This is a genomic window from Pseudomonas sp. B35(2017) (genome assembly GCF_002113645.1).
Classification (GTDB): domain Bacteria; phylum Pseudomonadota; class Gammaproteobacteria; order Pseudomonadales; family Pseudomonadaceae; genus Aquipseudomonas; species Aquipseudomonas ekonensis.
The window spans coordinates 663,347-685,847 of sequence record NZ_NEIZ01000001.1 but is presented as its reverse complement, the minus strand read 5'-3'; the positions used below and the strand labels follow the sequence as shown (position 1 = coordinate 685,847).

Below are 22,501 nucleotides of genomic sequence, written 5' to 3'. Positions count from 1 at the left end.
CGCGTTGTCCGCACGTTCGCCATCGCGCCCCCACATGGAATCCCGAGAACACCCGCAAACCTGGGGGAGCGGGCTTGCTCGCGACAGGGCCATCCGCCGCACCGAAGAGGGCTGACCCCGCCGCCCGAAAAAATTTCACCCAGCCCTATCACTTTTCGAATCTCGTCCGGCACACAGGCAATTGAGAAATATTTCCATTCAGGAGCCGCCGTATGTCCCGTTCGCTAGACACCTTGTTGCGCCCCAGTTTGCTGGCGGTCGCCATCGCCCTCTGCACCCCGCTGGCGAGCAGCCAACTGATCGCCGCTGAACAGGCGTCGAACGTACGCGCGTACAACCTGCCGGCGGCGCCGCTGTCCACCACCCTGAACCAGATCGCCAGCCAGGGCGGCCTCGCGCTGTCGCTGGATCCCGCGCTGGCGGCCGGCAAGACCTCGGCGCCGGTCAACGGCCAGTACGATGCGGCCGGCGCCCTGCGCGCGGCCCTGCGCGGCACCGGCCTGCAACTGGAGCAGAGCGGCACCGGCACCTACACCCTGGTGGCCGTGCCGGACGGCGTGATGGCCCTGCCGGAAACCTCGGTGATCGGCGTCGAGAACACGGAAAGCGCCTGGGGCCCGGTCGAAGGCTACACCGCCACCCGCACCGCCGCCGGCACCAAGACCGACACCGCGCTGGTCGAAGCCCCGCGCTCGATCTCCGTCGCCACCCGCCAGCAGATGGACGACCGCAGCGTGCACAGCCTCGATGACGCCGTGCGCTACATGCCCGGCATCACCGCCAGCAGCTACGGCAGCGACACCCGCGCCGACTGGCTGCGCGTGCGCGGCTTCGAACCGACCCAGTTCCTCGACGGCCTGCCGCTGCCCAAAGGCGTCTACGCCAACCCGAAACAGGAAACCTGGAACCTGGACCGCCTCGCCCTGCTGCGCGGCCCGGCCTCGTCCGTCTACGGCCAGACCCCGCCGGGCGGCCTGCTGGACATGGTCAGCCGGCGTCCCAGCGACATCGCCAGCAGCGAGATCCAACTGCAGTACGGCAGCGACAACCACCGCCAGATCAACTTCGCCAGCACCGGCAAGATCGACGACGCCGGTCAGTTCCTCTACGGCATCAGCGGCGTGGTGCGCGACAGCGGCACCCAGATCGACCACGTCGACAACAAGCGCTACAACCTCGCGCCGAGCCTGACCTGGAACATCGACGACGACACCAAGTTCACCCTGCTGACCCAGTTCACCCGCGACGACACCGGCATCACCAGCCAGTTCCTGCCGGTGCAGGGCACCAAGATCGACATGCCGTTCGGCAAGGTCTCGCACCACAAGAACCTGGGCGATCCGGACTGGGAATACTACGACCGCACCTACTACGCGCTGGGCTATGCCTTCGAGCACCGCCTCAACGACGTGTGGCAGTTCAAGCAGAACCTGCGCTACACCAAGTCGGACCTGTCGTTCCAGGGCATCACCGTCGGTTCCTACCCGTTCACCCAGGTGGATAACGAAGGCAACGTCGGCCGCTCGACCACCATCGTCGACGAAGACATCAGCCAGTTCGCCGTGGACAACAACTTCCAGGCCGACTTCGCCACCGGCGACATCCGCCACACCCTGCTGCTGGGCCTGGATCACCAGCGCAGCAACACCAACTACACCTCGATCTTCGGCAGCGCGCCGTCGATCAACGTGAACAACCCGATCCACGGGCTGCCAATCACCCGTCCGGCGCGCTCCACCGCGTTCTACGACTACGACCAGAAGACCCACCAGACCGGCCTGTACGTGCAGGACCAGATGGCCCTCGACCAATGGCGCCTGACCCTCGGCGGCCGCGAGGACTGGGTGCACACCGGCACCAAGTTCTTCAACAAGGGCAACGCCACCAGCACCGACCGCGACAAGGCCTTCAGCGGCAACGCGGCGCTGAGCTACGTGTTCGACAACGGCTTCGTGCCGTACATCTCCTACGCCGAGTCCTTCCAGCCCACCAGCGGCGCCGATTCCAGCTCCACCGAATCGCTCAAGCCGACCGAAGGCAAGCAGTGGGAAATGGGCATCAAGTACCAGCCGCCCGGCAGCAAGACCCTGCTGACGGCCGCCGTGTATGACCTGACCCAGAAAAACGTGTCGGTCACCACCACCGTCAACAACATCCCGCTCACCAGCCAGACCGGTGAAGTGAAGGTCAAGGGCCTGGAGCTGGAAGCGGTCTCCGACGTCACCGACAACCTGAAGGTGATCGCCGCCTACACCCTGGCCAAGTCCGAAGTGCAGAAAGGTGACGACAAGGGCAACCGCCTGCAACTGATGCCGAACCAACAGGCGTCCCTGTGGGCCGACTACACCTGGCACACCGGCGTGCTCGACGGCTTCGGCATCGGCGCCGGCGCCCGCTACACCGGCAACACCTACGGCGACAAGGCCAACACCTGGCTGGGCAAGGCCGACGCCTACACCGTGTTCGACGCCGCCGTGCACTACGACCTCGGCCGCCTGGACAACAGCCTCAAGGGCGCGTCGGTGGCCATCAACGCCACCAACCTGCTGGACAAGGACTACATCTCCACCTGCGACAGCTTCTACTGCTACTACGGCGACCAGCGCAGCGTCGTCGCCAGCGCCACTTACAAGTGGTAAGCGACTGAGCTGAACCGGCCCCGCAGCCAGGCCGTCCCCCCGGGGACGGCTTTGGCGTTTCTGAAGGTCATGAAATGAAAAGCAAAACAATTCGTCGCTGGTCGTTCGTGCACACCTGGACCAGCCTGATCTGCACCGTGTTCCTGCTGCTGTTGGCCCTGACCGGCCTGCCGCTGGTGTTCCACCACGAGATCGAACACCTGCTCGGCGACGCGCCGGAGTTTCGCGAAATGCCCGCCGACACCCCGCGCCTGAACCTGGCGCAACTGGTGGAGGCCGCCGAACGCCATCGCCCCGACGAAGTCGTGCAGTACTTCGGTTTCGAAGAGGACGAACCCAACGGCGTGCTGGCGATCATGGCGAAGACCGCCGGCACCGAACCCAACTCGTCGCACTCCTTCATGCTCGACGCCCGCACCGGCGAAGCCGTGGAGACGCCGGCGGCCAACGGCGGCCTGATGCTGTTCATCCTGCGCCTGCACGTGGACATGTTCGCCGGCCTGCCGGGCAAGCTGCTGCTGGCGTTCATGGGAGTGCTGTTCGTGGTGGCGATCGTCTCCGGCACGGTGCTGTACCTGCCGTTCATGCGCCGGCTGGAGTTCGCCACCGTGCGCCGGGACAAGTCCGCCCGCCTGCGCTGGCTCGACCTGCACAACCTGATCGGCGTCGTCACCCTGACCTGGGCGCTGGTGGTGGGGGTCACCGGCGTCATCAGCGCCTGCGCCGACCTGCTCATCTCCGCCTGGCGCAACGACGCGCTCGCCGCCCTGGTCGAGCCCTACCGCGACGCGCCGCCGCTGACCCTGCGGGCACCGGCCACCCGCCTGCTCGACATCGCCGCCGAAGTCGCGCCGGACATGCAGCCGGACTTCATCGCCTTCCCCGGCACGCGGTTCTCCAGCGAGCACCATTACGCGGTGTTCATGAAGGGCGGCACCCACCTGACCTCGCACCTGCTGACGCCGGTGCTGATCGACGCCAGCACCCTCAAGGTCACGGCCGTGGCCGAGCGGCCGTGGTACATGGACGCCATGGGCATGTCCCAGCCGCTGCACTTCGGCGACTACGGCGGCATGCCGATGAAAATCCTGTGGGCCACCCTCGATGTGCTGACCATCATCGTGCTCGGCAGCGGCGTGTACCTGTGGGTGGTGCGGCGCAAGGCGGCCAAGGCCTTGCCGCAAGCGACGGAGGCGTCAGCATGAAGCCGCGCCGGTCGAATTTCTGGAAAGTCTTCAGCACGCCGCTGGTGATCGCGCTGCTCAGCGCCGCCGGGCTGTTCGCGGCGCTGCTGGGGGACGGGATCTGGGACGCCTTGAGCTGGATCGGCCTGGGCGTGCCGGCGTGGCTGGGGATGAGGGGATTGCTCGCGCGCCGGTGAGCGTGCAGGCCTGCCGGGCCTCATCGCGGGCAAGCCCGCTCCCACAATGTTTTGCGGTGCCCCCTCACTTTGCATTCAACCGAGAACTCTGTGGGAGCTGGCTTGCCAGCGATGGCGGCAGTCCAGGCGCCGCAGGACAGAAGCAAGACAGCTGCTCCCACAGGATCTATGTCGTGCACAAGACCTGCGCGGTCGGACTTGCCCGCGAAAGGGCCTGACCAGACACCATCAAGCCCTCGCCAGCCGCGCCGGAACTCTCTAGGCTAGACCTCTGCATTTTCGCCGATTGCCGAGGTTTGCCCATGTCCGCCCCCAGCATGACCCTGTTCCACAACACCCTGTCCCCATTCGTGCGCAAGATCATGGTGCTGCTGCACGAGACCGGCCAGCAGAACCGCGTGGCCCTGCACGATTGCGTCCTCAGCCCCGTCAGCCCGGACGCGGCGCTGAACCACGACAACCCCCTGGGCAAGATCCCGGCCCTGCGCCTGGCCGACGGCAACGTCATCCATGACAGCCGGGTGATCCTCGACTACCTCGACCATCAGCACGTCGGCAACCCGCTGATCCCCCGCGACGGCTCGGCCCGCTGGCGGCGCCTGACCCTGGCCTCGATGGCCGACGGGATCATGGACGCCGCCGTCACGGTGCGCTACGAACAGGCCCTGCGCGCCCCGGAAAAGCACTGGGAAGAATGGCTCGACGCCCAGCGCGACAAGATCCGCCGCACCCTCGCGCTGTTGGAGCGCGACGCCATCGCCGAACTCACCAGCCACTTCGACATCGCCGCGATCAGCCTGGCCTGCGCCTTGGGCTACCTCGACCTGCGCTTCCCGGACATGGACTGGCGCACGGCCAACCCGCAACTGGCCGATTGGTACTTCGAGGTGAGCCAGCGGCCTTCGATGATCGCGACGATGCCCAAGGCCTAGGCCGGCCGTCCGGGCCTCACCGCGAGCGGCCTTTCTCCCACAGGTGTCTGCGGCTCCGTGCGGGAGCTAGCCTGCTCGCGACGGCGCCACCTCGGTTCCTCCGGCAACCACCCAAGGATCAGCGTCACCAGCACCTGCGCCTCGCGCCGGTCCTCGCGCAACCCCAACGACCGGCTCATTGCACCGCCCCCAGGTCGAACTCCAGCGGCTTGGCCGGTTTCTGCCCGATCCCGTACCAGTCCAGCTTGCGGGTCAGCACCATGAACACGCCCAGCAGCCCGAACAACAGCAGCGAGCCCATCAGCAGCGCGTAGTCCTCGGCGCTCAGCAAGCCGTAGAGCAGGCCGTACAGCGCCGCCAGCCCCGCCGAGAAACTCAGCCCGTGGCGCACGCTGCGCAGCACGTGGCACACATAGAAACCGATCAGCAGCACACAGGCGCCGGCCGACAGCAGATACGCCAGGGCGAAGCCGATGTGCTCCGACAACGACAGCAGCAACAGATAGAAGAACGCCAGCGCCACGCCCACCAGCGCATATTGCACCGGGTGCACCGCCAGGCCTTTGAGCACCTCGAACAGGAAGAAGCCGGCGAAGGTCAGGACGATGAACAGCAGCGCATATTTGATCGCCCGGTCGCTCTTGAGGTACTGGTCCACCGGATCGATGAAGCTCACGCCGAAGCGGCGCCCGTTGAACCCTTCGCAATCCCCCGCCACGCAGTGCTGCATGGCCTCCTGCAGGTTGGTGGAGAAGAACGAGGTCTGCCAGTCGGCGGTGAAGCCCTGATCGGTGATCTCCCGTTTGGCCGGCAGGAAGTTGCCGACGAAGCTGGGATGCGGCCAGTTCGCGGCCAGGCTCACACGGCTGGTCTTGCCCACCGGCAGCACCTGCAGCGAGCCGGTGCCTTGCAGGCGCAGGTCGAAGCCGAACGTCAGCTGCGTGGCCTTGCCGGCGTCCAGCGGCGGCAGCGTCACCCGCACGCCTTCGCCGAGCCAGCCCACTTCGGTGCCGGGCACGAAGTCCAGGCGCTGGCCGTCGAGTTCCAGCTTCAGCGCGTTTTCGATGCCGCGGATGTCGCTGATGGCCACGGCCAGGAACGGCGCCTCGAACCGGTAGTCGGCGAAGTCTTCCTTGATGCCCAATTGCGCCGGCAGCGAGAAATGCCCGCTGAGGCGGTTGTCGGCATGGAACAGCCTGGCCTCGTAGATGCCGCGGGCACGCAGTTCGGTCTGCACCTGGCCGTCGAGCTCGAAGCGCTCCGGCAGGAAGTACAGCCGTCCGCGGGCTTCGCTGAGCTCTTCATAGCGCTGGTTGGTCTTCTCGTTGGTCTTCCAGATACGGACAGTCTTGCGGTACGGCACCACCATCACCGGCCCGCTCACCTGCTGGCTGTAGCTGGAACTGCGGGCGATGTCTTCCAGCACCCCGTCACGCAACTGCTGGCGCTCATCGATCACGCCTTCGATCATCAGCAAAGGCACCAGCAACAGCAGGATCAGCAGGGCGATCGCCCCGAGTTTCAATGCAAGGTTCTTGTTCATGGGACTCTCCCTGTTTCGGTGGGCAGAGTCTGGTTGGGCGGTGTGGGGGGAATGTGGGGGATGTGTGGAGTTTGTGTGGAGATTTGGCCTGCCTGATCGCGAGCAGGCTCGCGCCTGCACAAAGACAGCAAAGACAGCGACACGCGCTCAAGGCAGGCGCAGGATCACTTCCACGCCGTTCTCGGCATTGCCGACCGCCATCGAGCCGCCGTGCAGTTTGACCACCTCTTCGACGAAGTTCAGCCCCAACCCCGTGCTTTTGCGCCCGCTGTCCGGGCGGGGCAACGAATAGAACCGCTCGCTCAGGCGCGGCAAGGCGTAATCGGGAATCGGCTCGGCCTCGTTGAACAGGCGGATCAGCACCTGCCCGCCGTCACGTTCGGCGCTCAAGCGCAGCAAACCGCCGGCCGGCGTGAAGTCCAACGCATTCTCCAGCAGGTTGGCCAGCGCCTGGCGCAACAGGAACGGCTCGCCGGTCAACGCCAAATCCGCCGGGACGGCCTGTTCGACGCGCAATCGCCGGCCCTCGATCCGGGCGACCTGGGCCTGCAACAGTCCGTCCACCAGTTCCGCCAACGGCACCGTCACCTGTTCCTCCAGGGTCTGGCGCTGTTCCACCTGGGCCAGGTTCAGCAGCCGTTCGATCAACTGCTGCATCCGCGCGCTTTCGCTGTCGATGTTGCCGACGAAGCGTTGCCGGTGCTCCGCCGGCATGTCCCCCTGCAACAGCTCCGCCGCCCCGCGGATCGCCGCCAACGGGCTCTTCAGTTCGTGGGTCAGGGTGTGCACATAGCGTTCGACATAGGCCTTGCCTTCGAGCTGGGTGCGCATCTGCTCCACGGCCGTGGCCAGTTGCGCCAGCTCGCCGCCGCGATAGTGCGGCACTTGCGCCCGGCGGCCCTCGCTCACGGCCTGGGCGTAGCCGGTCAAACGGTGCAGGGCCCGGCTCAGCCACCACGACAGCAACGCGCCGAACAGCAGGCCGAGGCCGATCAGCGCGGCGCCGTAGCCCAGCAACCGGCGCTCGGTGCGGTCCACGTACGGTTGCAGGGAGCTGTTGGGCTTGGCCACCGTCACCACGCCGATGATTTTCCCGCTGTCGCGGATCGGCGCGCCGACGTGCATCACCGACGAGGCCGGGTCGTCCGGGTCGCTGCGGCTGGAGCGGGCGCCGTACTCGCCGCGCAGGGTCAGGTAGACGTCGTTCCAGCGCGAATAGTCCTGGCCCACTGCGGCGCCGCTGGAGTCCAGCACCACGATGCCGTTGGCGTCGGTGACGTAGATGCGGTGGTTGACCTGGTTCTTCGGCAGGCCCCAGATCGTCGCCTTCGGCTGGCGCTCGCCATAGGCGCGCAGCAGCTGCGGCCAGCGGTTCTGGTTGAGGGTGCCGGCCTTGAAGTCGTCGCGCAGGATCTCCGCCATCAGGTTGGCGGTGTCCACCAGGGTCTCTTCGGTGGACTGGCGCACGCCGGGGCGGATCTCTTCCATGACGGTGTTGAGCACGAAATAGCCGGTCAGGCCGATGAACAGCACGTACACCAGAAAGATCCGCAGCCCCAGCGGCATCAGCTGTGCCCCGGACTGTAGCTGTAGCCGAGGCCGCGATGGGTCTGGATCGGCTCGGCGTCGGCGCGCACCAGGCGCAGCTTGGCGCGCACGCTCTTGATGTGGCTGTCGATGCTGCGCTCGTAGCCGGCATCGGCGGCCACGCCCAGGGCATCGAGCAATTGTTCGCGGCTGAACACCCGCTCCGGCTGTTCGAGCAGGCATTGCAGCAGGCGGAACTCATGGCGGGTCAGGCTCAGGGCCTGGCCTCGGTAGCAGATCTGCACGCGCTCGGCATCGATGCGGAACAGGGCCGAGGCGGCCTCGACGGCCGGGCGCGGGGCCATGCGCTTGAGGATCGCCCGTACCCGCGCCGCGACTTCCCGGGGGCTGAACGGCTTGACAACATAGTCGTCGGCGCCGATCTCCAGGCCCACCACCCGGTCGATCTCGGCGTCCCGGGCGCTGAGGAACAGCACCGGCACTTCCGAGAACCTGCGCAGTTGCCGGCAGGTCTCGAAACCGCTGATGTCCGGCAGGCCGATGTCGAGGATGATCAGGTCGGCCGGGGTCTGGCGCTGATGGGCGAGCGCCGCGGCGCCGAGGCTCAGCCACGTGGTGGTGAACCCCTCGCCTTGCAGGGCAAAGATCAGCGTGTCGGCAATCGCCGCTTCGTCTTCGACAATCAGAATGTGAGGCATGGCGTCCGAGCCTGTGGATTGGTGCGCGAACGGTGCCCCAAGCCTCGCCTTACGTCAATGAGACCACTTCGGCATCAGCAATCGGGCTTGTCGGCGGTGAAGCGCCGCGCCGGGTTCACCGCCGCGCCGAACTCGCGCAAGGCCTTGGCCCCGATCAGCAACGGATAGTTGAAGCTGCTGCGGTCGGTCAGGTTGACCTCCACGGTGCGTTTGACGTTGCCCAGGCACAGCTCCAGGTCGACCACCGGACGCTTGGCGACCTCGACGCTGTCGCCCTCTTCGCCTTCCTCCTCGGAGCGGTTCTTGATCTTGCTGATCCGCGCCACCTTGTGCTCGTAGACCTTGTTGTCGGCGCCTTTGGTGGCGAGGCGAAAGCGCACCCACTCGTCGCCGTCGCGGGTGAAGGTCTCGATGTCCTTGGCCGACAGCGACGCGGTCAGTGCGCCGGTATCCATCTTCGCCTTGAGCACTTGGCCGCCGATTTCCGGCAGCGCGATGTATTCGTAGCGACCGTACAGGGTCGGTTCGGCGGCCATGACCGGCAAGGCCACCAGGGAAAGCAATGCAAGGAGGGATTTCACGTTGAGGGCTTCCTTGGGAAATGGGGGCGTCAGACGCCGAACTCTAGACCGCTGAAAATCACAATAGTTGATCACGCGCCGGCCTCTGCGGCGAGGGCGCCTGCTGGCGCCGGGACGGCTGCGCAGCCGGCGGAGGCAGGCGCCCTCGCCACCAGGGATCAACCCTACCCGCGCACAGGTGAAACATTTGTCACCGACGATTTGGCCTGTCGCCCGAAGCCACTTATCATGGCGCGCCCATCCGCTTTCATAGAGTCGCTTATGCGCCGCCTGCTCACCGGCTGTCTCGTCACCCTGCTGCTGTTGCTCAACACCCTGGCGCTGTTCGGCCCGCTGATGGTGTTCGCCTTGCTCAAGCTGATCCTGCCGGGACGCCTGCGCGACGTCGCTTCGGGGGCGGTGATGTGGATCGCCGAGACCTGGGCGGAGATCGACAAGCTGATCTTCCGCCTGTGCATCCCCACGCAGTGGGACATCCGCGGCGGCGACGACCTGCGCGGCGACACCTCGTACCTGGTGGTCAGCAACCACCAGTCCTGGGTCGACATCCCGGCGCTGATCCAGACCCTCAACCGGCGCACGCCGTTCTTCAAGTTCTTCCTCAAGAAAGAGCTGATCTGGGTGCCGTTCCTGGGCCTGGCCTGGTGGGCGCTGGACTACCCCTTCATGAAGCGCTACACCAAGGCGTTCCTGGCCAAGCACCCGGAACTGGCCGGCAAGGACCTGGAGATCACCAAGGCCGCGTGCGAACTGTTCAAGCGCCAGCCGGTGACCGTGGTCAACTACCTGGAAGGCACCCGCTTCACCGCGGCCAAGAGCGCCCAGCAGCAATCGCCGTTCAGCCACCTGCTCAAGCCCAAGGCCGGCGGCGTGGCGTTCGTGCTGGCGGCGATGGGCGAACAGCTGGACGCGATCCTCGACGTGACCGTGGTCTACCCGCAAGAGAAGATCCCGGGGTTCTGGGATCTGATCAGCGGCAACGTGCCCCGCGTGATCATCGACATCCAGACCCGCGAGCTGGATCCGGCCCTGTGGCAGGGCGACTACGAGAACGACCCGGCCTTTCGCGAAAAGGTCCAGGGCTGGGTCAACCAGCTCTGGACCTTGAAGGATCGGCGCATCGCCGAACTGAAGAACGAACGCCGCTGACTCAACTGCCGGCGCCGGTGCCCCAGATACTGCCCAGGCTCTGCAGCAGCGGGCCGCCGACGCCCTGCTGACCGAGGAACTGCAGCAGCACCGGGGCAAACTGGCCGACCATGCCGCTGTCCATGCCCAAGGCACCGAAGGCGTTGTTCAGGTCGTTGGTGTCCTTGACGTTGCCCAGGGCGTTGTCCAGCCCGGCGGACTTGCCCGAAGAACCCAACAGCCCGCTCAGCATGGCCAGGTTGCCGGCCCCGCCCGACAGCTGGTCGATGCCCGGCACGCTCTTGGCCAGCTCCGAGTAGTCGGTGTTGCTGAGCTGGTTCTTCGCCAGCCCCAGCATGGCGCTGGTGCCGCCCACCGCCTGTTGCGGGGTGACGTTCAACGCGCCCAGGGCGTTGAGCAGGCCGGCGGTCTGCGAGGTCGGCGCAGCGTCCGCGGCCTTGTCGCCGCCCTGCATGCCCGCCACCGCGCCCGCCACGTCGTTCAGGCTGAAACCGGCGAACACGGGGCCGGCCAGCGCCATCAGCGAGGCCAGGGCAATACCGCGCGAAATTTTCATTCAGACATCCTCTTGTGGCATCAAAGCCGCCCTGCGGGCAGCGAAACTGCCGGTTTGACCGGGCAGCCGCCGGCATGTTCCGGGGCGGTACGGCCATATTCCGCTTGCCGGTGTCCATACATCGTGAAAAGGACCTCAGGGCGCCGCTGCCGGTCAGCGATAACACCGTCGGCGACTATCAAGAAATGCACTAAAGGACTGTCATATCTGACAGTTACCCGATGGCGGATCCTCACCTACATTGAATCTGCGGTCTCGGAAAGGGTACGCCCGCCTGACGAAGGCGGCCGACCCGTTATTCAGTCAAGCGAGCAGGAAGTGCAGAGCATGGCAATCAGACAGGACGGTACAGTCAAATGGTTCAACGATGAAAAGGGTTACGGGTTCATCACCCCGGAATCCGGCCCGGATCTCTTCGTGCATTTCAGAGCCATTGAGGGCAGCGGCTTCAAAAGCCTCAAGGAAGGTCAGAAAGTAACGTTTGAGGCCGTACAAGGACAAAAAGGCATGCAAGCGGACAAGGTTCAAGTCAAAGACTGAGGCACCCTTGAACCGGCGCACCACTCCGCGTCTGTCCCACCGCAGGCGCGGGTAACCCATACGGGAGAGGCGGCGATGGAGAGACGTTGGCGCGACTGCGATGAACCGAACAAGGCCGAGATGGCGGACGCGCCAGAGGAGTGGGCGATGCAGGCCAATCTGTCCTCCCCTTCCATCGTCTTTTGCATCGACCCGTCGGATCCGCTGATGAAGCGGATCAAGGCCGGGCAAACCGTCACGTACGAACTGGTGCGCGGAGACAACGGTCAGTGGTACGCCATCGATATCCGGCTGGAGTCTGACGCGACAGAGGAAGACAACTTTGACACCGCCTGACGCCTGCTCCTATTTCCCGTCGACAAACAAAAAACGGCGCCCCTCAGGCGCCGTTTTCCTTTTGCCGCTCTGGCCTCAGGCCGCGCTGAACAGCTTGTGCGGATCGATCACAAACTTCTTCGGCACGCCCGCATCGAACTCGCCGTAGCCTTCCGGCGCCTGGTCGAGGCTGATGACCTGCACGCCCACCACTTCGGCGATGTTGATGCGGTCCCACATGATCGCCTGCATCAGCTGGCGGTTGTACTTCATCACTGGGGTTTGCCCGGTGTGGAAGCTGTGGGACTTGGCCCAGCCCAGACCGAAGCGGATGCTCAGGCTGCCCATTTTCGCGGCGGCGTCGACAGCGCCCGGGTCTTCAGTCACGTACAGGCCCGGAATACCGATCTTGCCGGCGACACGTACCACACCCATCAGCGAGTTGAGCACCGTGGCCGGGGCTTCCTGTTTCACGCCGTCGTGGCCATGACCACGGGCTTCGAAGCCGACGCAGTCCACCGCGCAATCGACTTCCGGCTCGCCCAGCAGCGCAGCGATCTGCTCATGCAGCGGCGCGTCCTTGGACAGGTCGACGATCTCGAAGCCCTGGGCCTTGGCGTGGGCCAGGCGGATCGGGTTGACGTCGCCGACGATCACCACCGCCGCGCCCAGCAGGCGCGCCGAGGCGGCCGAAGCCAGGCCGACGGGGCCGGCGCCGGCGATGTACACGGTGCTGCCCGGACCTACGCCGGCGGTCACGGCACCGTGGTAGCCGGTCGGCAGGATGTCGGACAGGCAGGTCAGGTCGCGGATCTTCTCCATGGCCTTGTCGCGGTCCGGCAGCTTCAGCAGGTTGAAGTCGGCGTACGGCACCAGCACGTACTCGGCCTGGCCGCCGGTCCAGTCGCCCATGTCGACGTAGCCGTAGGCACCGCCGGCGCGGGCCGGGTTGACGGTCAGGCAGACGCCGGTGTGCTGCTCCTTGCAGGAACGGCAGCGCCCGCAGGCCACGTTGAACGGAACGGACACCAGGTCGCCGATCTTCAGGCTCTCGACGTCGCTGCCCTTCTCGATCACCTCGCCGGTGATCTCATGGCCCAGCACCAGCCCGACCTGGGCGGTGGTGCGACCGCGCACCATGTGCTGGTCGGAGCCGCAGATGTTGGTGGAAACCACACGCAGGATGACACCGTGCTCGATTTTCCTGCCGCGCGGATCCTGCATTTTCGGATAGTCGATCTTCTGCACTTCGACCTTGCCAGCGCCGAGATACACCACACCACGATTGCCAGACATGCTTTCACCTCGCTGTTGTTTTTATGGAACCGCGCCGCCCAGGCAGGCCGCGCGTTGAGTGCTCGGGTACAGATGCTGAATCTTGTGTCGCCTGTTATGGCCTCATCGCTGGCAAGCCAGCTCCCACAGGATCCCTGATGGGTTCAAGATCTGTGTACGACACAAATCCCTGTAGGAGCTGGCTTGTCGGACCGCCGCAACGCAGCGAAACCAATCTAAAGAACGACCGTGCGGTTGGCGTTGAGGAACACCCTCCGCTCGATGTGATAGCCCACGGCCCGCGCCAGGGTCAGGCCCTCGATGTCGCGCCCCTTGGCGATCAGGTCTTCGGGGTAATGGCTGTGGTCCACGGCCTCGACGCCCTGGGCGATGATCGGCCCCTCGTCCAGGTCGTTGTTGATGTAGTGCGCCGTGGCACCGACCAGCTTCACGCCCTTGTTGTAGGCCTGGTGGTACGGTTTGGCGCCCTTGAAGCCCGGCAGCAGCGAGTGGTGGATGTTGATCGCCTTGCCGTCGAGCTTGCGGCACAGTTCCGGCGACAGCACCTGCATGTAGCGGGCGAGGATCACCAGTTCGGCGCCGGCCTCCTCGATCACCTGCCACACCTGGCGCTCCTGGGCCGGTTTGTCGTTGGGGTCGAGGGGGAAATGGTAGTAGGGAATCTGGTGCCAGTCGGCCAGCGGCTTGAGGTCCGGGTGGTTGGACACCACCGCCGCCACGTCCATCGACAACTGGCCGATGCGCTGGCGGTAGAGCAAGTCGTTGAGGCAGTGGTCGGCCTTGGAGACCATGATCACCACTTTTGGCCGGTAGTTCGGCGCCGTCAGTTCGAAGACCATGCCGAACGCCTGGCCGCGCTCGGCGAGGCCGGCGCGGAACGACTGCTCGTCGAAGCCGTCGGGCTGGCGGAACTCCACGCGGATGAAGAACCGGCCCGAGAGCCGGTCATCGAACGAATGGTGCTCGGTGACGTAGCAGCCCTGCTCGTAGAGAAAACGCGTGACCGCGTCCACCGTGCCGAGGACGCTGGGGCAGTCGGCGGTCAGAATCCATGTATCCGGGGCGCGGCTCATAAGGGATCGCTCCTGAAACTTTGATAATCGTTGCGCCCCTGCGGGAGCGGGCAAGCCCGTTCCCGCAGGGGGATGACGATCAGGCCTGGACGCTCAGGCCGTATTCGGCGGCGGCATCCTGCAGCCACAGCCACCAGTAGTCCGAGAAGCTGCGGCGGATCAGCAGCTCCCAGGTGTCTTCGGCGGTGTGGCGGATCATCAGCTGCGACTTGGCGAACACCGTGCCGACCGCCTTGCCCACCGGGAAGTTGTTCGGGTGCACGTCGTAGCTGGTGGACTTCATCAGCACCTGACGCACGTTCGGCCCGCTCAGTTCGAGCAGTTGCTGGCCGCCGCTGACGTTGACGATGGCGATGTGCAGGTCGCCCAGCGCCTCGCGCAGCTTCTGCTCGGCGGCGAACTCTTCGCCGCTCGGCACGATCAGCAGCCACTCGTCCGGGCCCATCCACTGCAGGCTGGTCTCGCCCTTGACGATGACGCTCAGGGCGCCCGGCAGCTCGATGCCCAGGGCCTTGTGCACGCCGGCGGCGAAGGCGGCGTCATGGCCGTCGCCGCGCAGGGTCAGGTGGCCCAGGAGTTTCTTTTCGCGCACGGTCACGCCGGCGTTCTTGCGGCCCTTGCCCACCAGTCCGGCGAGGTCGGCATGATGCAGCGACGACTCGGCCTTGGCCCCGGTGGTCGGGCGTTGTTGGTACACATTGGCTGCGGTCATAAAGCACCCTTTCTGAATTCTGTGTTCCTGTGGGAGCTGGCTTGCCAGCGATAGCGGTGTGTCGGTCTGACGCTATCGCGGCGATGCCGCGGGCCGACAAGCCCACTCCCACAGGGACTGTGGTGTCTCAAATGTTCTGGCGATCGCCTTTCGGATCGAAGAACACCGAAGAAACGATCTCCGCCTCGATCACGCGGCCGTCGGCCAATGGCGCGAACACCCGCTCGCCCAGGCGCTTGAGGCCGCCCTTGACCACGCCCATGGCAAACGAATAGCCCAGGGAGTTGTGCGCGTAGCTGGAGGTCACGTGGCCGACCATGGTCATCGGGATCGCCTGCTTGGTGTTGAACACCAGTTGCGCGCCCTCCGGCAGCCATTGGTTCGGGTCGATCGGCTTGAGGCCCACCAGTTGCTTGCGCTGCTCGCGCACGCAGTCCTCACGGTTCATGCCGCGCTGGCCGATCCACGAGAACGGCTTGGTGCGGCCGACGCACCAGCCCATGTTCAGGTCGTCCGGGGTCATCGAGCCGTCGGTGTCCTGGCCGACGATGATGAAGCCCTTCTCGGCCCGCAGCACGTGCATGGTCTCGGTGCCGTACGGGGTCAGGTTGTACTTCTTGCCGGCCTCGACGATCTTTTCCAGCACGCCCATGGCGTAGTCGGCCTGCACGTTGACTTCGTACGACAGCTCGCCGGTGAACGAGATCCGGAACACCCGGGCCGGCACGCCGCCGACCAGGCCTTCCTTCCAGGTCATGAACGGGAAGCCGTCGCGGTCCAGGTCGATGTCGGTGACTTCGCTCAGCAGCTTGCGGCTGTTGGGGCCCGACAGGGTCATGGTCGCCCAGTGGTCGGTGACGGAGGTGAAGTACACCTTCATGTCCGGCCACTCGGTCTGGTGGTACAGCTCCAGCCACTGCAGCACGCGGGCCGCGCCGCCGGTGGTGGTGGTCATGACGAAATGGTTGTCGGCCAGACACGCCGTCACGCCGTCGTCGAAGACCATGCCGTCTTCCTTGCACATCAGGCCGTAGCGGGCCTTGCCCACGTCGAGCTTGGTCCAGGCGTTGGTGTACACGCGGTTGAGGAACTCACGGGCGTCCGGGCCCTGGATGTCGATCTTGCCCAGGGTCGAGGCGTCCAGCAGGCCGACGCTGTCGCGCACGGCCTTGCACTCGCGCTTGACCGCCGCGTGCAGGTCTTCGCCGTTCTTCGGGAAGTACCAAGGGCGTTTCCACTGGCCGACGTCCTCGAACTCGGCGCCGTTCTTCAGGTGCCAGGCGTGCAGCGCGGTGAAGCGCACCGGCTCGAAGAGGTGCCCGCAATGCCGGCCGGCCACGGCGCCGAAGGTGATCGGCGTGTAGTTCGGACGGAACATCGTGGTGCCCATCTGCGGGATGGTGATGTTCATCGAACGGGCGGCGATGGCCAGGCCGTTGATGTTGCCCAGCTTGCCCTGGTCGGTGCCGAAGCCCAGCGCGGTGTAGCGCTTGACGTGCTCGACCGACTCGAAGCCCTCGCGGGTCGCCAGTTCGATGGCGGCGGCGGTGACGTCGTTCTGCAGGTCGACGAACTGCTTCGGCGCACGGGCGGTGCCTTTCTCGTGGGGCACCTGGAACAGCGCCAGGGTCGCTTCCTCCAGACGGCTCAGGGCCTTGGGCAAGGTGCCTTCGACCACCGTGAAACCGGCCTCGCTGGCGGCGCGGGCGCCGCCCTCGAAACCGTCGGCCAGCGAATCGCCGAGGCCGTAGACACCGTTGATGCCGCCGACGCACACCCGTTTCTGCGGCGCTTCGCCCGGCACGAAGCCGAGGATGTCGTCACGCCAGACCGGCTTGCCGCCCAGGTGCGACGCCAGGTGAACCACCGGGCTGTAGCCGCCGGAGCTGGCGATCACGTCGCAGTCCAGCCATTCGCCGGGACTGGTCACGGCATGGGCTTTCACATCGATGGCGGCCACGCGGGCGGCCGTCACGCGCTTGCTGCCCCGGGCCTCGATCACGGCGCTGCCGGTGAGGATGCGGATGCCTTTGGCGCGTGCCTCTTCCACCAGCGCACCGCGCGGGTTGCTGCGGGCGTCGGCGATCGCCACCACTTGCAGGCTGGCGTCGAGCCAGTCCAGCGCCACGCGGTAGGCGTGGTCGTTGTTGGTGCTCAGGACCAGCTTCTTGCCCGGCGCCACGCCGTAACGGCGCACGTAGGTCGAGACCGCGCCGGCCAGCATGTTGCCCGGCACGTCGTTGTTGCCGTAGACCAGCGGACGCTCATGGGCGCCGGTGGCCAGCACCACGCGCTTGGCGCGCACCCGGTGGATGCGCTGGCGCACCTGGCCGATCGGCGCACGGTCACCGAGATGATCGGTGAGGCGTTCGTGAATGGTCAGGAAGTTGTGGTCGTGGTAGCCGTTGACCGTGGCGCGCGGCAACAGCAGCACGTCCGGGGTGTTCTTCAGCTCGGCGATGACGCCGGCGACCCACTCCACGGCAGGCTTGCCGTCGAGGCTTTCGCGGGAGTCGAGCAGGCTGCCGCCGAACTCTTCCTGCTCGTCGGCCAGGATCACCCGGGCGCCGCTGCGCGCAGCGGCCAGCGCGGCGGCCAGGCCTGCGGGGCCGGCGCCGACGACCAGCACGTCGCAGTGCTGGTTCATGTAGTCGTAGCTGTCCGGATCGTTCTCGGTCGGCGAGCGGCCGAGGCCGGCGGCCTTGCGGATGTACTTCTCGTAGGTCATCCAGAACGACTGCGGATACATGAACGTCTTGTAGTAGAAGCCCGGCGGCATCAGCTTGCCGCCGACCTTGCCGAGGATCCCCATCATGTCGTTGTTCACGCTCGGCCAACCGTTGGTGCTGGTGGCGACCAGGCCCTGGTACAGCGCCTGTTGGGTGGCGCGCACGTTGGGGATCTGGGTGGCTTCGGTGGCGCCGATCTGCAGCACCGCGTTCGGCTCTTCGGCACCGGCGGCGAAGATGCCGCGCGGCCGGGAATACTTGAAGCTGCGGCCGATGATGTCGACGCCGTTGGCGATCAGCGCCGACGCCAGGGAGTCGCCCTCGAAACCCTTGTAGCTCTGGCCGTTGAAGGTGAAGCTCAGCACTTTGTTGCGGTCGATCCGTCCACCGTTGGACAGGCGATTGATCTGGCTCATACCTTCTCTCCCAGAGCCTGCGCGGCCGCTTTCGGACTGTCGGCCTTGTCGGTGAATTGCGGCTTGGCGCCGATCTTGTAGGTTTCGAGGATCTCGTAGGTCACGGTGTCGCGGGTGACGTTGAAGTACTGGCGGCAACCGGCGACGTGGTCCCACAGCTCATGGTGCAGGCCGCGTGGGTTGTCGCGGAAGAACATGTAGTCGCCCCACTGCTCGTCGGTGCAGGCGTTCGGATCCAGCGGACGCGGGATGTGCGCCTGGCCGGAAGCGTGGAATTCCTCTTCGGAGCGCAGTTCGCCGCAGTGAGGACAGAAGATGTGCAACATGGGGATTTCTCCTGTTAGTGGGCGACAGCCGCAGCGCCGTGTTCGTCGATCAACGCACCGTTGTGGAAACGGTCGATGGAGAAAGGTGCGGCCAGCGGGTGCATCTCACCCTTGGCCAGACTCGCGGCAAACACGTTGCCCGAGCCAGGTGTTGCCTTGAAGCCACCGGTGCCCCAACCGCAGTTGAAGAACATGTTCGGCACCGGGGTTTTCGAAATGATCGGGCAGGCGTCCGGGGTGGTGTCGACGATGCCGCCCCACTGGCGGTTCATGCGCACGCGGGACAGCACCGGGAACATCTCGACGATGGCCTGGATGGTGTGCTCGATCACCGGGTACGAGCCGCGCTGGCCGTAGCCGTTGTAGCCGTCGATGCCGGCGCCGATCACAAGGTCGCCCTTGTCGGACTGGCTGATGTAGCCGTGCACGGCGTTGGACATGATCACGCTGTCGATGATCGGCTTGATCGGCTCGGACACCAGCGCTTGCAGCGGGTGGGATTCGAGCGGCAGGCGGAAGCCGGCGAGCTTGGCCATGTGGCCGGAGTTGCCGGCGGTGACCACGCCGACGCGCTTGGCGCCGATGAAGCCCTTGTTGGTCTCCACGCCGATGCACACGCCGTTTTCCTTGCGGAAACCGATCACTTCGGTCTGCTGGATCAGGTCCACGCCCAGGGCGTCGGCCGCACGGGCGAAGCCCCAGGCCACGGCATCGTGGCGGGCCACGCCGCCGCGGCGCTGGACGGTGGCGCCCATCACCGGGTAGCGGGTGTTCTTGGAGCAGTCCAGGTACGGGATCTCGTCCGCCACCTGTTTGGCGTCGAGCAGTTCGCCGTCGATGCCGTTGAGGCGGTTGGCGCTGACCCGGCGCTCGGAGTCGCGGATGTCCTGCAGGGTGTGGCACAGGTTGTAGACGCCGCGCTGGGAGAACATCACGTTGTAGTTCAGGTCCTGGGACAGGCCTTCCCACAGTTTCATCGCGTGCTCGTACAGATGCGCCGACTCGTCCCACAGGTAGTTGGAACGCACGATGGTGGTGTTGCGGGCGGTGTTGCCGCCGCCCAGCCAACCCTTCTCGACCACGGCCACGTTGGTGATGCCGTGCTCCTTGGCCAGGTAGTAGGCGGTCGCCAGGCCGTGCCCGCCGCCGCCGACGATGACCACGTCGTAGACCTTTTTCGGGGTCGGCGTGCGCCACATGCGCTGCCAGTTCTCATGGTGGCTGAGGGAGTGCTTGAAGAGGCCGAAGCCCGAATAGCGTTGCATAGTCATTACTCCAGAACCGCTCAGCGATAAACCGGGAAGTCAGCGCACAGGGCCGAGACCTGCTGGGCGACGTTGGCCTCGACGTCGGCGTCGCCGAGGTTGTCGAGGATGTCGCAGATCCAGCCGGCCAGCGTCACGCACTGGGTCACCTTGAAGCCGCGGGTGGTCACCGCCGGGGTGCCGATGCGCAGGCCCGAAGTGACGAACGGCGACTGCGGGTCGTTCGGCACGGCGTTCTTGTTCACGGTGATGTGGGCACGGCCCAGCGCCGCATCCGCGTCCTTGCCGGTGAGGCCCTGACGGATCAGGCTGACCAGGAACAGATGGTTGTCGGTGCCGCCGGACACTACATCGTAGCCACGTTTGACGAATACGCCCGCCATCGCCTGGGCGTTCTCGATCACCTGCTGCTGGTACGCCTTGAAGCCGGGCTCCAGCGCTTCCTTGAAGCACACGGCCTTGGCGGCGATGACGTGCATCAGCGGGCCGCCCTGGGCGCCGGGGAACACGGCGGCGTTGAGCTTCTTCTCGATCTCTTCGTTGGCCTTGGCCAGGATCAGGCCGCCGCGCGGGCCGCGCAGGGTCTTGTGGGTGGTGGTGGTGACCACGTCGGCGAACGGGATCGGGTTCGGGTACAGGCCCGCCGCCACCAGACCGGCCACGTGGGCCATGTCGACGAACAGCAGCGCACCGACCTTGTCGGCGATCTGGCGGAAACGCGGGAAGTCGAGGGTCTTGGAGTACGCCGAGAAGCCGGCGACGATCATCTTCGGCTTGTGCTCGACGGCCAGGCGCTCGACTTCGTCGTAGTCGATCAGGCCGGTGGCGGTGTCGATGCCGTACTGCACGGCGTTGTACAGCTTGCCCGAGGACGACACCTTGGCGCCGTGGGTCAGGTGGCCGCCGTGGGCCAGGCTCATGCCCAGGATCGTGTCGCCGGCCTGCAGCAGGGCCAGGTACACGGCGCTGTTGGCCGAGGAGCCGGAGTGCGGCTGGACGTTGGCGTAATCGGCGCCGAACAGTTGCTTGGCGCGCTCGATGGCCAGGGCCTCGACCTTGTCCACGTGCTCGCAGCCGCCGTAGTAGCGCTTGCCCGGATAGCCTTCGGCGTACTTGTTGGTCAGGCCGCTGCCCTGGGCCTCCATGACGCGCTTGCTGGTGTAGTTCTCGGACGCGATCAGCTCGATGTGATCTTCCTGACGTTGCTCCTCGGCATTCATCGCCGCCAGCAGTGCATCGTCGTAACCCTGGATCCGGTCTTGCTTGCTGAACATCGCGTCTCTCCCAGCGGCGTCTGTGCGCCATTCGTCTCGGTCAGGCACCGGCGTTTCGGCGGTGCCCTTTGGATGCGATGGTATGACCGGTTCGGACACGTCAAATGCCTACGGACGCCACGCAAAGGCGCGTTTACGACATGGCGCGAAACCGGCGGGCCAGACGCAAGGCCCGACGCCTGGCGATGCCCGCCGCACCGCCGACCTGTGGCAGCCGGCCTGCTGGCTCCCACATGGATCGGTGGTGCAGGCCGGACGGCATCGCTGTACAGTTCCGCAAGCGACATCCCGTGCGCGCCCCGGACGATCTTCGGTACAGTGCGTACCCTCATTGACCAACGGGTCACCACAAGTGCCCCGATCACGGAAGCCGGCCATGACCGACAAGAGCCAACAATTCGCCAGCGACAACTATTCCGGCATCTGCCCCGAGGCCTGGGCCGCCATGGAACAGGCCAACCAGGGCCACCAGCGCGCCTACGGCGACGATGAATGGACCGCCCGCGCCTCGGACCATTTCCGCAGGCTGTTCGAGACCGATTGCGAGGTGTTCTTCGCCTTCAACGGCACCGCCGCCAACTCCCTGGCCCTGGCCTCGATGTGCCAGAGCTACCACAGCGTGATCTGCTCGGAGACCGCCCACGTCGAGACCGACGAGTGCGGCGCGCCGGAGTTCTTCTCCAACGGCTCCAAGCTGCTGATCGCCGGCACCGAGAACGGCAAGCTGACCCCGGCCTCGATCCGCGAGATCGCCCTCAAGCGCCAGGACATCCACTACCCCAAGCCCCGCGTCGTGACCCTGACCCAGGCCACCGAGGTCGGCAGCGTCTACACCCCGGACGAAGTGCGCGCCATCAGCGCCACCTGCAAGGAACTGGGCCTGAACCTGCACATGGACGGCGCCCGCTTCTCCAACGCCTGCGCGTTCCTGGGCTGCTCGCCGGCGGACCTGACCTGGAAGGCCGGCGTCGACGTGCTGTGCTTCGGCGGCACGAAAAACGGCATGGCGGTCGGCGAGGCGATCCTGTTCTTCAACCACGAACTGGCCGAAGACTTCGACTACCGCTGCAAGCAGGCCGGCCAGCTGGCCTCGAAGATGCGCTTCCTGTCGGCGCCGTGGGTCGGCATCCTGGAGAACGACGCCTGGCTCAAGTACGCCCGCCACGCCAACCGCTGCGCGCAGTTGCTGGCGGAGCTGGTCAGCGACATCCCGGGCGTCGAGCTGATGTTCCCGGTGCAGGCCAACGGCGTGTTCCTGCAACTGTCGGAGCCGGCCCTCGCCGCGCTGACCGCCCGGGGCTGGCGCTTCTACACCTTCATCGGCAAGGGCGGCGCACGGTTCATGTGCTCGTGGGACACCGAAGAAGAGCGGGTGCGCGAGCTGGCGCGGGACATCCGCGAGGTGATGACCGCGTAACACGCCCCTGTGGCGGGGGAGCCTGCTCCCTCGCCGCAAGCCCCCGCCCCTGCACGCCCTCCTGCCTGGTCTACAGTGTGTGTCGAGCCTTTCCGCTCACATAACAACAAG

20 protein-coding genes are annotated in these 22,501 nt (G+C 66.0%); 8 read left to right on the top strand and 12 right to left on the bottom strand.

Annotated features, from left to right (window positions below; genetic code table 11):
• Positions 1-212: 212 nt before the first annotated feature.
• The 4 genes from CAG41_RS03170 (at position 213) to CAG41_RS03155 (ending at position 4,952) form a co-directional block, all read left to right on the top strand.
• Positions 213-2,639, top strand: a complete 2,427-nt coding sequence (locus tag CAG41_RS03170) for a TonB-dependent siderophore receptor (protein ID WP_085706696.1) — start codon at positions 213-215, stop codon at positions 2,637-2,639.
• Positions 2,640-2,713: 74 nt separating this feature from the next.
• Positions 2,714-3,844 (top strand): PepSY domain-containing protein, encoded by a 1,131-nt coding sequence (locus CAG41_RS03165; RefSeq protein ID WP_085655821.1) that lies wholly within the window; start codon positions 2,714-2,716, stop codon positions 3,842-3,844.
• Positions 3,841-4,020: a hypothetical protein gene (locus tag CAG41_RS03160; protein WP_085586793.1), complete on the top strand. Its 180-nt coding sequence runs from the start codon at positions 3,841-3,843 to the stop codon at positions 4,018-4,020. The genes CAG41_RS03165 and CAG41_RS03160 overlap by 4 nt, the downstream gene beginning before the upstream one ends.
• A 302-nt stretch (positions 4,021-4,322) precedes the next feature.
• Positions 4,323-4,952: a glutathione S-transferase family protein gene (locus CAG41_RS03155; protein ID WP_085629971.1), complete on the top strand. Its 630-nt coding sequence runs from the start codon at positions 4,323-4,325 to the stop codon at positions 4,950-4,952.
• 175 nt (positions 4,953-5,127) lie between these two features.
• On the opposite strand, the gene creD is transcribed toward CAG41_RS03155, so the two are convergent.
• The 4 genes from creD to CAG41_RS03130 all read right to left on the bottom strand — a co-directional run bounded on the left by creD (position 5,128) and on the right by CAG41_RS03130 (position 9,322).
• Positions 5,128-6,495, bottom strand: coding sequence for a cell envelope integrity protein CreD (creD, locus tag CAG41_RS03145; protein WP_085586790.1), 1,368 nt, complete (start codon positions 6,493-6,495; stop codon positions 5,128-5,130).
• Positions 6,496-6,642: 147 nt separating this feature from the next.
• Positions 6,643-8,061 carry a two-component system sensor histidine kinase CreC gene (creC, locus tag CAG41_RS03140; protein ID WP_085706695.1) on the bottom strand — a complete coding sequence of 473 codons (1,419 nt, stop codon included), beginning with the start codon at positions 8,059-8,061 and terminating at the stop codon, positions 6,643-6,645.
• On the bottom strand, positions 8,061-8,741 hold the full coding sequence (creB, locus tag CAG41_RS03135; protein WP_085586788.1) for a two-component system response regulator CreB: 681 nt from the start codon (positions 8,739-8,741) through the stop codon (positions 8,061-8,063). Before creB ends, creC begins: the two co-directional genes overlap by 1 nt.
• Before the next feature lie 74 nt (positions 8,742-8,815).
• Positions 8,816-9,322, bottom strand: a complete 507-nt coding sequence (locus CAG41_RS03130; protein ID WP_085586787.1) for an ATP-dependent zinc protease — start codon at positions 9,320-9,322, stop codon at positions 8,816-8,818.
• A gap of 261 nt (positions 9,323-9,583) precedes the next feature.
• Here CAG41_RS03130 and CAG41_RS03125 point away from each other — a divergent pair, with 261 nt between their 5' ends.
• Positions 9,584-10,471 carry an acyltransferase gene (locus tag CAG41_RS03125; protein ID WP_085629977.1) on the top strand — a complete coding sequence of 296 codons (888 nt, stop codon included), beginning with the start codon at positions 9,584-9,586 and terminating at the stop codon, positions 10,469-10,471.
• Position 10,472: 1 nt separating this feature from the next.
• Here CAG41_RS03125 and CAG41_RS03120 read toward each other — a convergent pair whose 3' ends face one another.
• On the bottom strand, positions 10,473-11,027 hold the full coding sequence (locus CAG41_RS03120) for a DUF2780 domain-containing protein (protein ID WP_085586785.1): 555 nt from the start codon (positions 11,025-11,027) through the stop codon (positions 10,473-10,475).
• Positions 11,028-11,354: 327 nt separating this feature from the next.
• Between CAG41_RS03120 and CAG41_RS03115 the strand changes: the two genes are divergently transcribed.
• The gene (locus CAG41_RS03115) at positions 11,355-11,567 is read left to right on the top strand and encodes a cold-shock protein (RefSeq protein WP_085586784.1); all 213 of its coding nucleotides are present in this window, start codon (positions 11,355-11,357) and stop codon (positions 11,565-11,567) included.
• Positions 11,568-11,642: 75 nt separating this feature from the next.
• On the top strand, positions 11,643-11,903 hold the full coding sequence (locus CAG41_RS03110) for a hypothetical protein (RefSeq protein ID WP_085706694.1): 261 nt from the start codon (positions 11,643-11,645) through the stop codon (positions 11,901-11,903).
• A 75-nt stretch (positions 11,904-11,978) separates the two neighbouring features.
• Here the strand turns inward: CAG41_RS03110 and fdhA are convergent, their stop codons facing one another.
• The 7 genes from fdhA to CAG41_RS03075 form a co-directional block, all read right to left on the bottom strand.
• Positions 11,979-13,178 (bottom strand): formaldehyde dehydrogenase, glutathione-independent, encoded by a 1,200-nt coding sequence (fdhA, locus tag CAG41_RS03105; protein ID WP_085586782.1) that lies wholly within the window; start codon positions 13,176-13,178, stop codon positions 11,979-11,981.
• A 215-nt stretch (positions 13,179-13,393) separates the two neighbouring features.
• Complete coding sequence (gene purU / locus CAG41_RS03100; RefSeq protein WP_085586781.1) at positions 13,394-14,251, bottom strand: formyltetrahydrofolate deformylase; 858 nt, start codon at positions 14,249-14,251, stop codon at positions 13,394-13,396.
• A 79-nt stretch (positions 14,252-14,330) separates the two neighbouring features.
• Positions 14,331-14,963 carry a sarcosine oxidase subunit gamma gene (locus CAG41_RS03095; RefSeq protein ID WP_085586780.1) on the bottom strand — a complete coding sequence of 211 codons (633 nt, stop codon included), beginning with the start codon at positions 14,961-14,963 and terminating at the stop codon, positions 14,331-14,333.
• A gap of 127 nt (positions 14,964-15,090) precedes the next feature.
• Positions 15,091-18,108 (bottom strand): sarcosine oxidase subunit alpha, encoded by a 3,018-nt coding sequence (locus tag CAG41_RS03090; RefSeq protein ID WP_085586779.1) that lies wholly within the window; start codon positions 18,106-18,108, stop codon positions 15,091-15,093.
• Positions 18,105-18,434: a sarcosine oxidase subunit delta gene (locus CAG41_RS03085; protein WP_085586778.1), complete on the bottom strand. Its 330-nt coding sequence runs from the start codon at positions 18,432-18,434 to the stop codon at positions 18,105-18,107. Before CAG41_RS03085 ends, CAG41_RS03090 begins: the two co-directional genes overlap by 4 nt.
• A 14-nt stretch (positions 18,435-18,448) precedes the next feature.
• The gene (locus CAG41_RS03080; RefSeq protein WP_085586777.1) at positions 18,449-19,699 is read right to left on the bottom strand and encodes a sarcosine oxidase subunit beta; all 1,251 of its coding nucleotides are present in this window, start codon (positions 19,697-19,699) and stop codon (positions 18,449-18,451) included.
• Between the two features lie 20 nt (positions 19,700-19,719).
• Positions 19,720-20,973 (bottom strand): serine hydroxymethyltransferase, encoded by a 1,254-nt coding sequence (locus tag CAG41_RS03075; protein WP_085586776.1) that lies wholly within the window; start codon positions 20,971-20,973, stop codon positions 19,720-19,722.
• A 376-nt stretch (positions 20,974-21,349) separates the two neighbouring features.
• On the opposite strand from CAG41_RS03075, the gene CAG41_RS03070 reads away from it, so the two are divergent.
• On the top strand, positions 21,350-22,390 hold the full coding sequence (locus CAG41_RS03070; protein ID WP_085586775.1) for a low specificity L-threonine aldolase: 1,041 nt from the start codon (positions 21,350-21,352) through the stop codon (positions 22,388-22,390).
• Positions 22,391-22,501 lie beyond the last annotated feature (111 nt).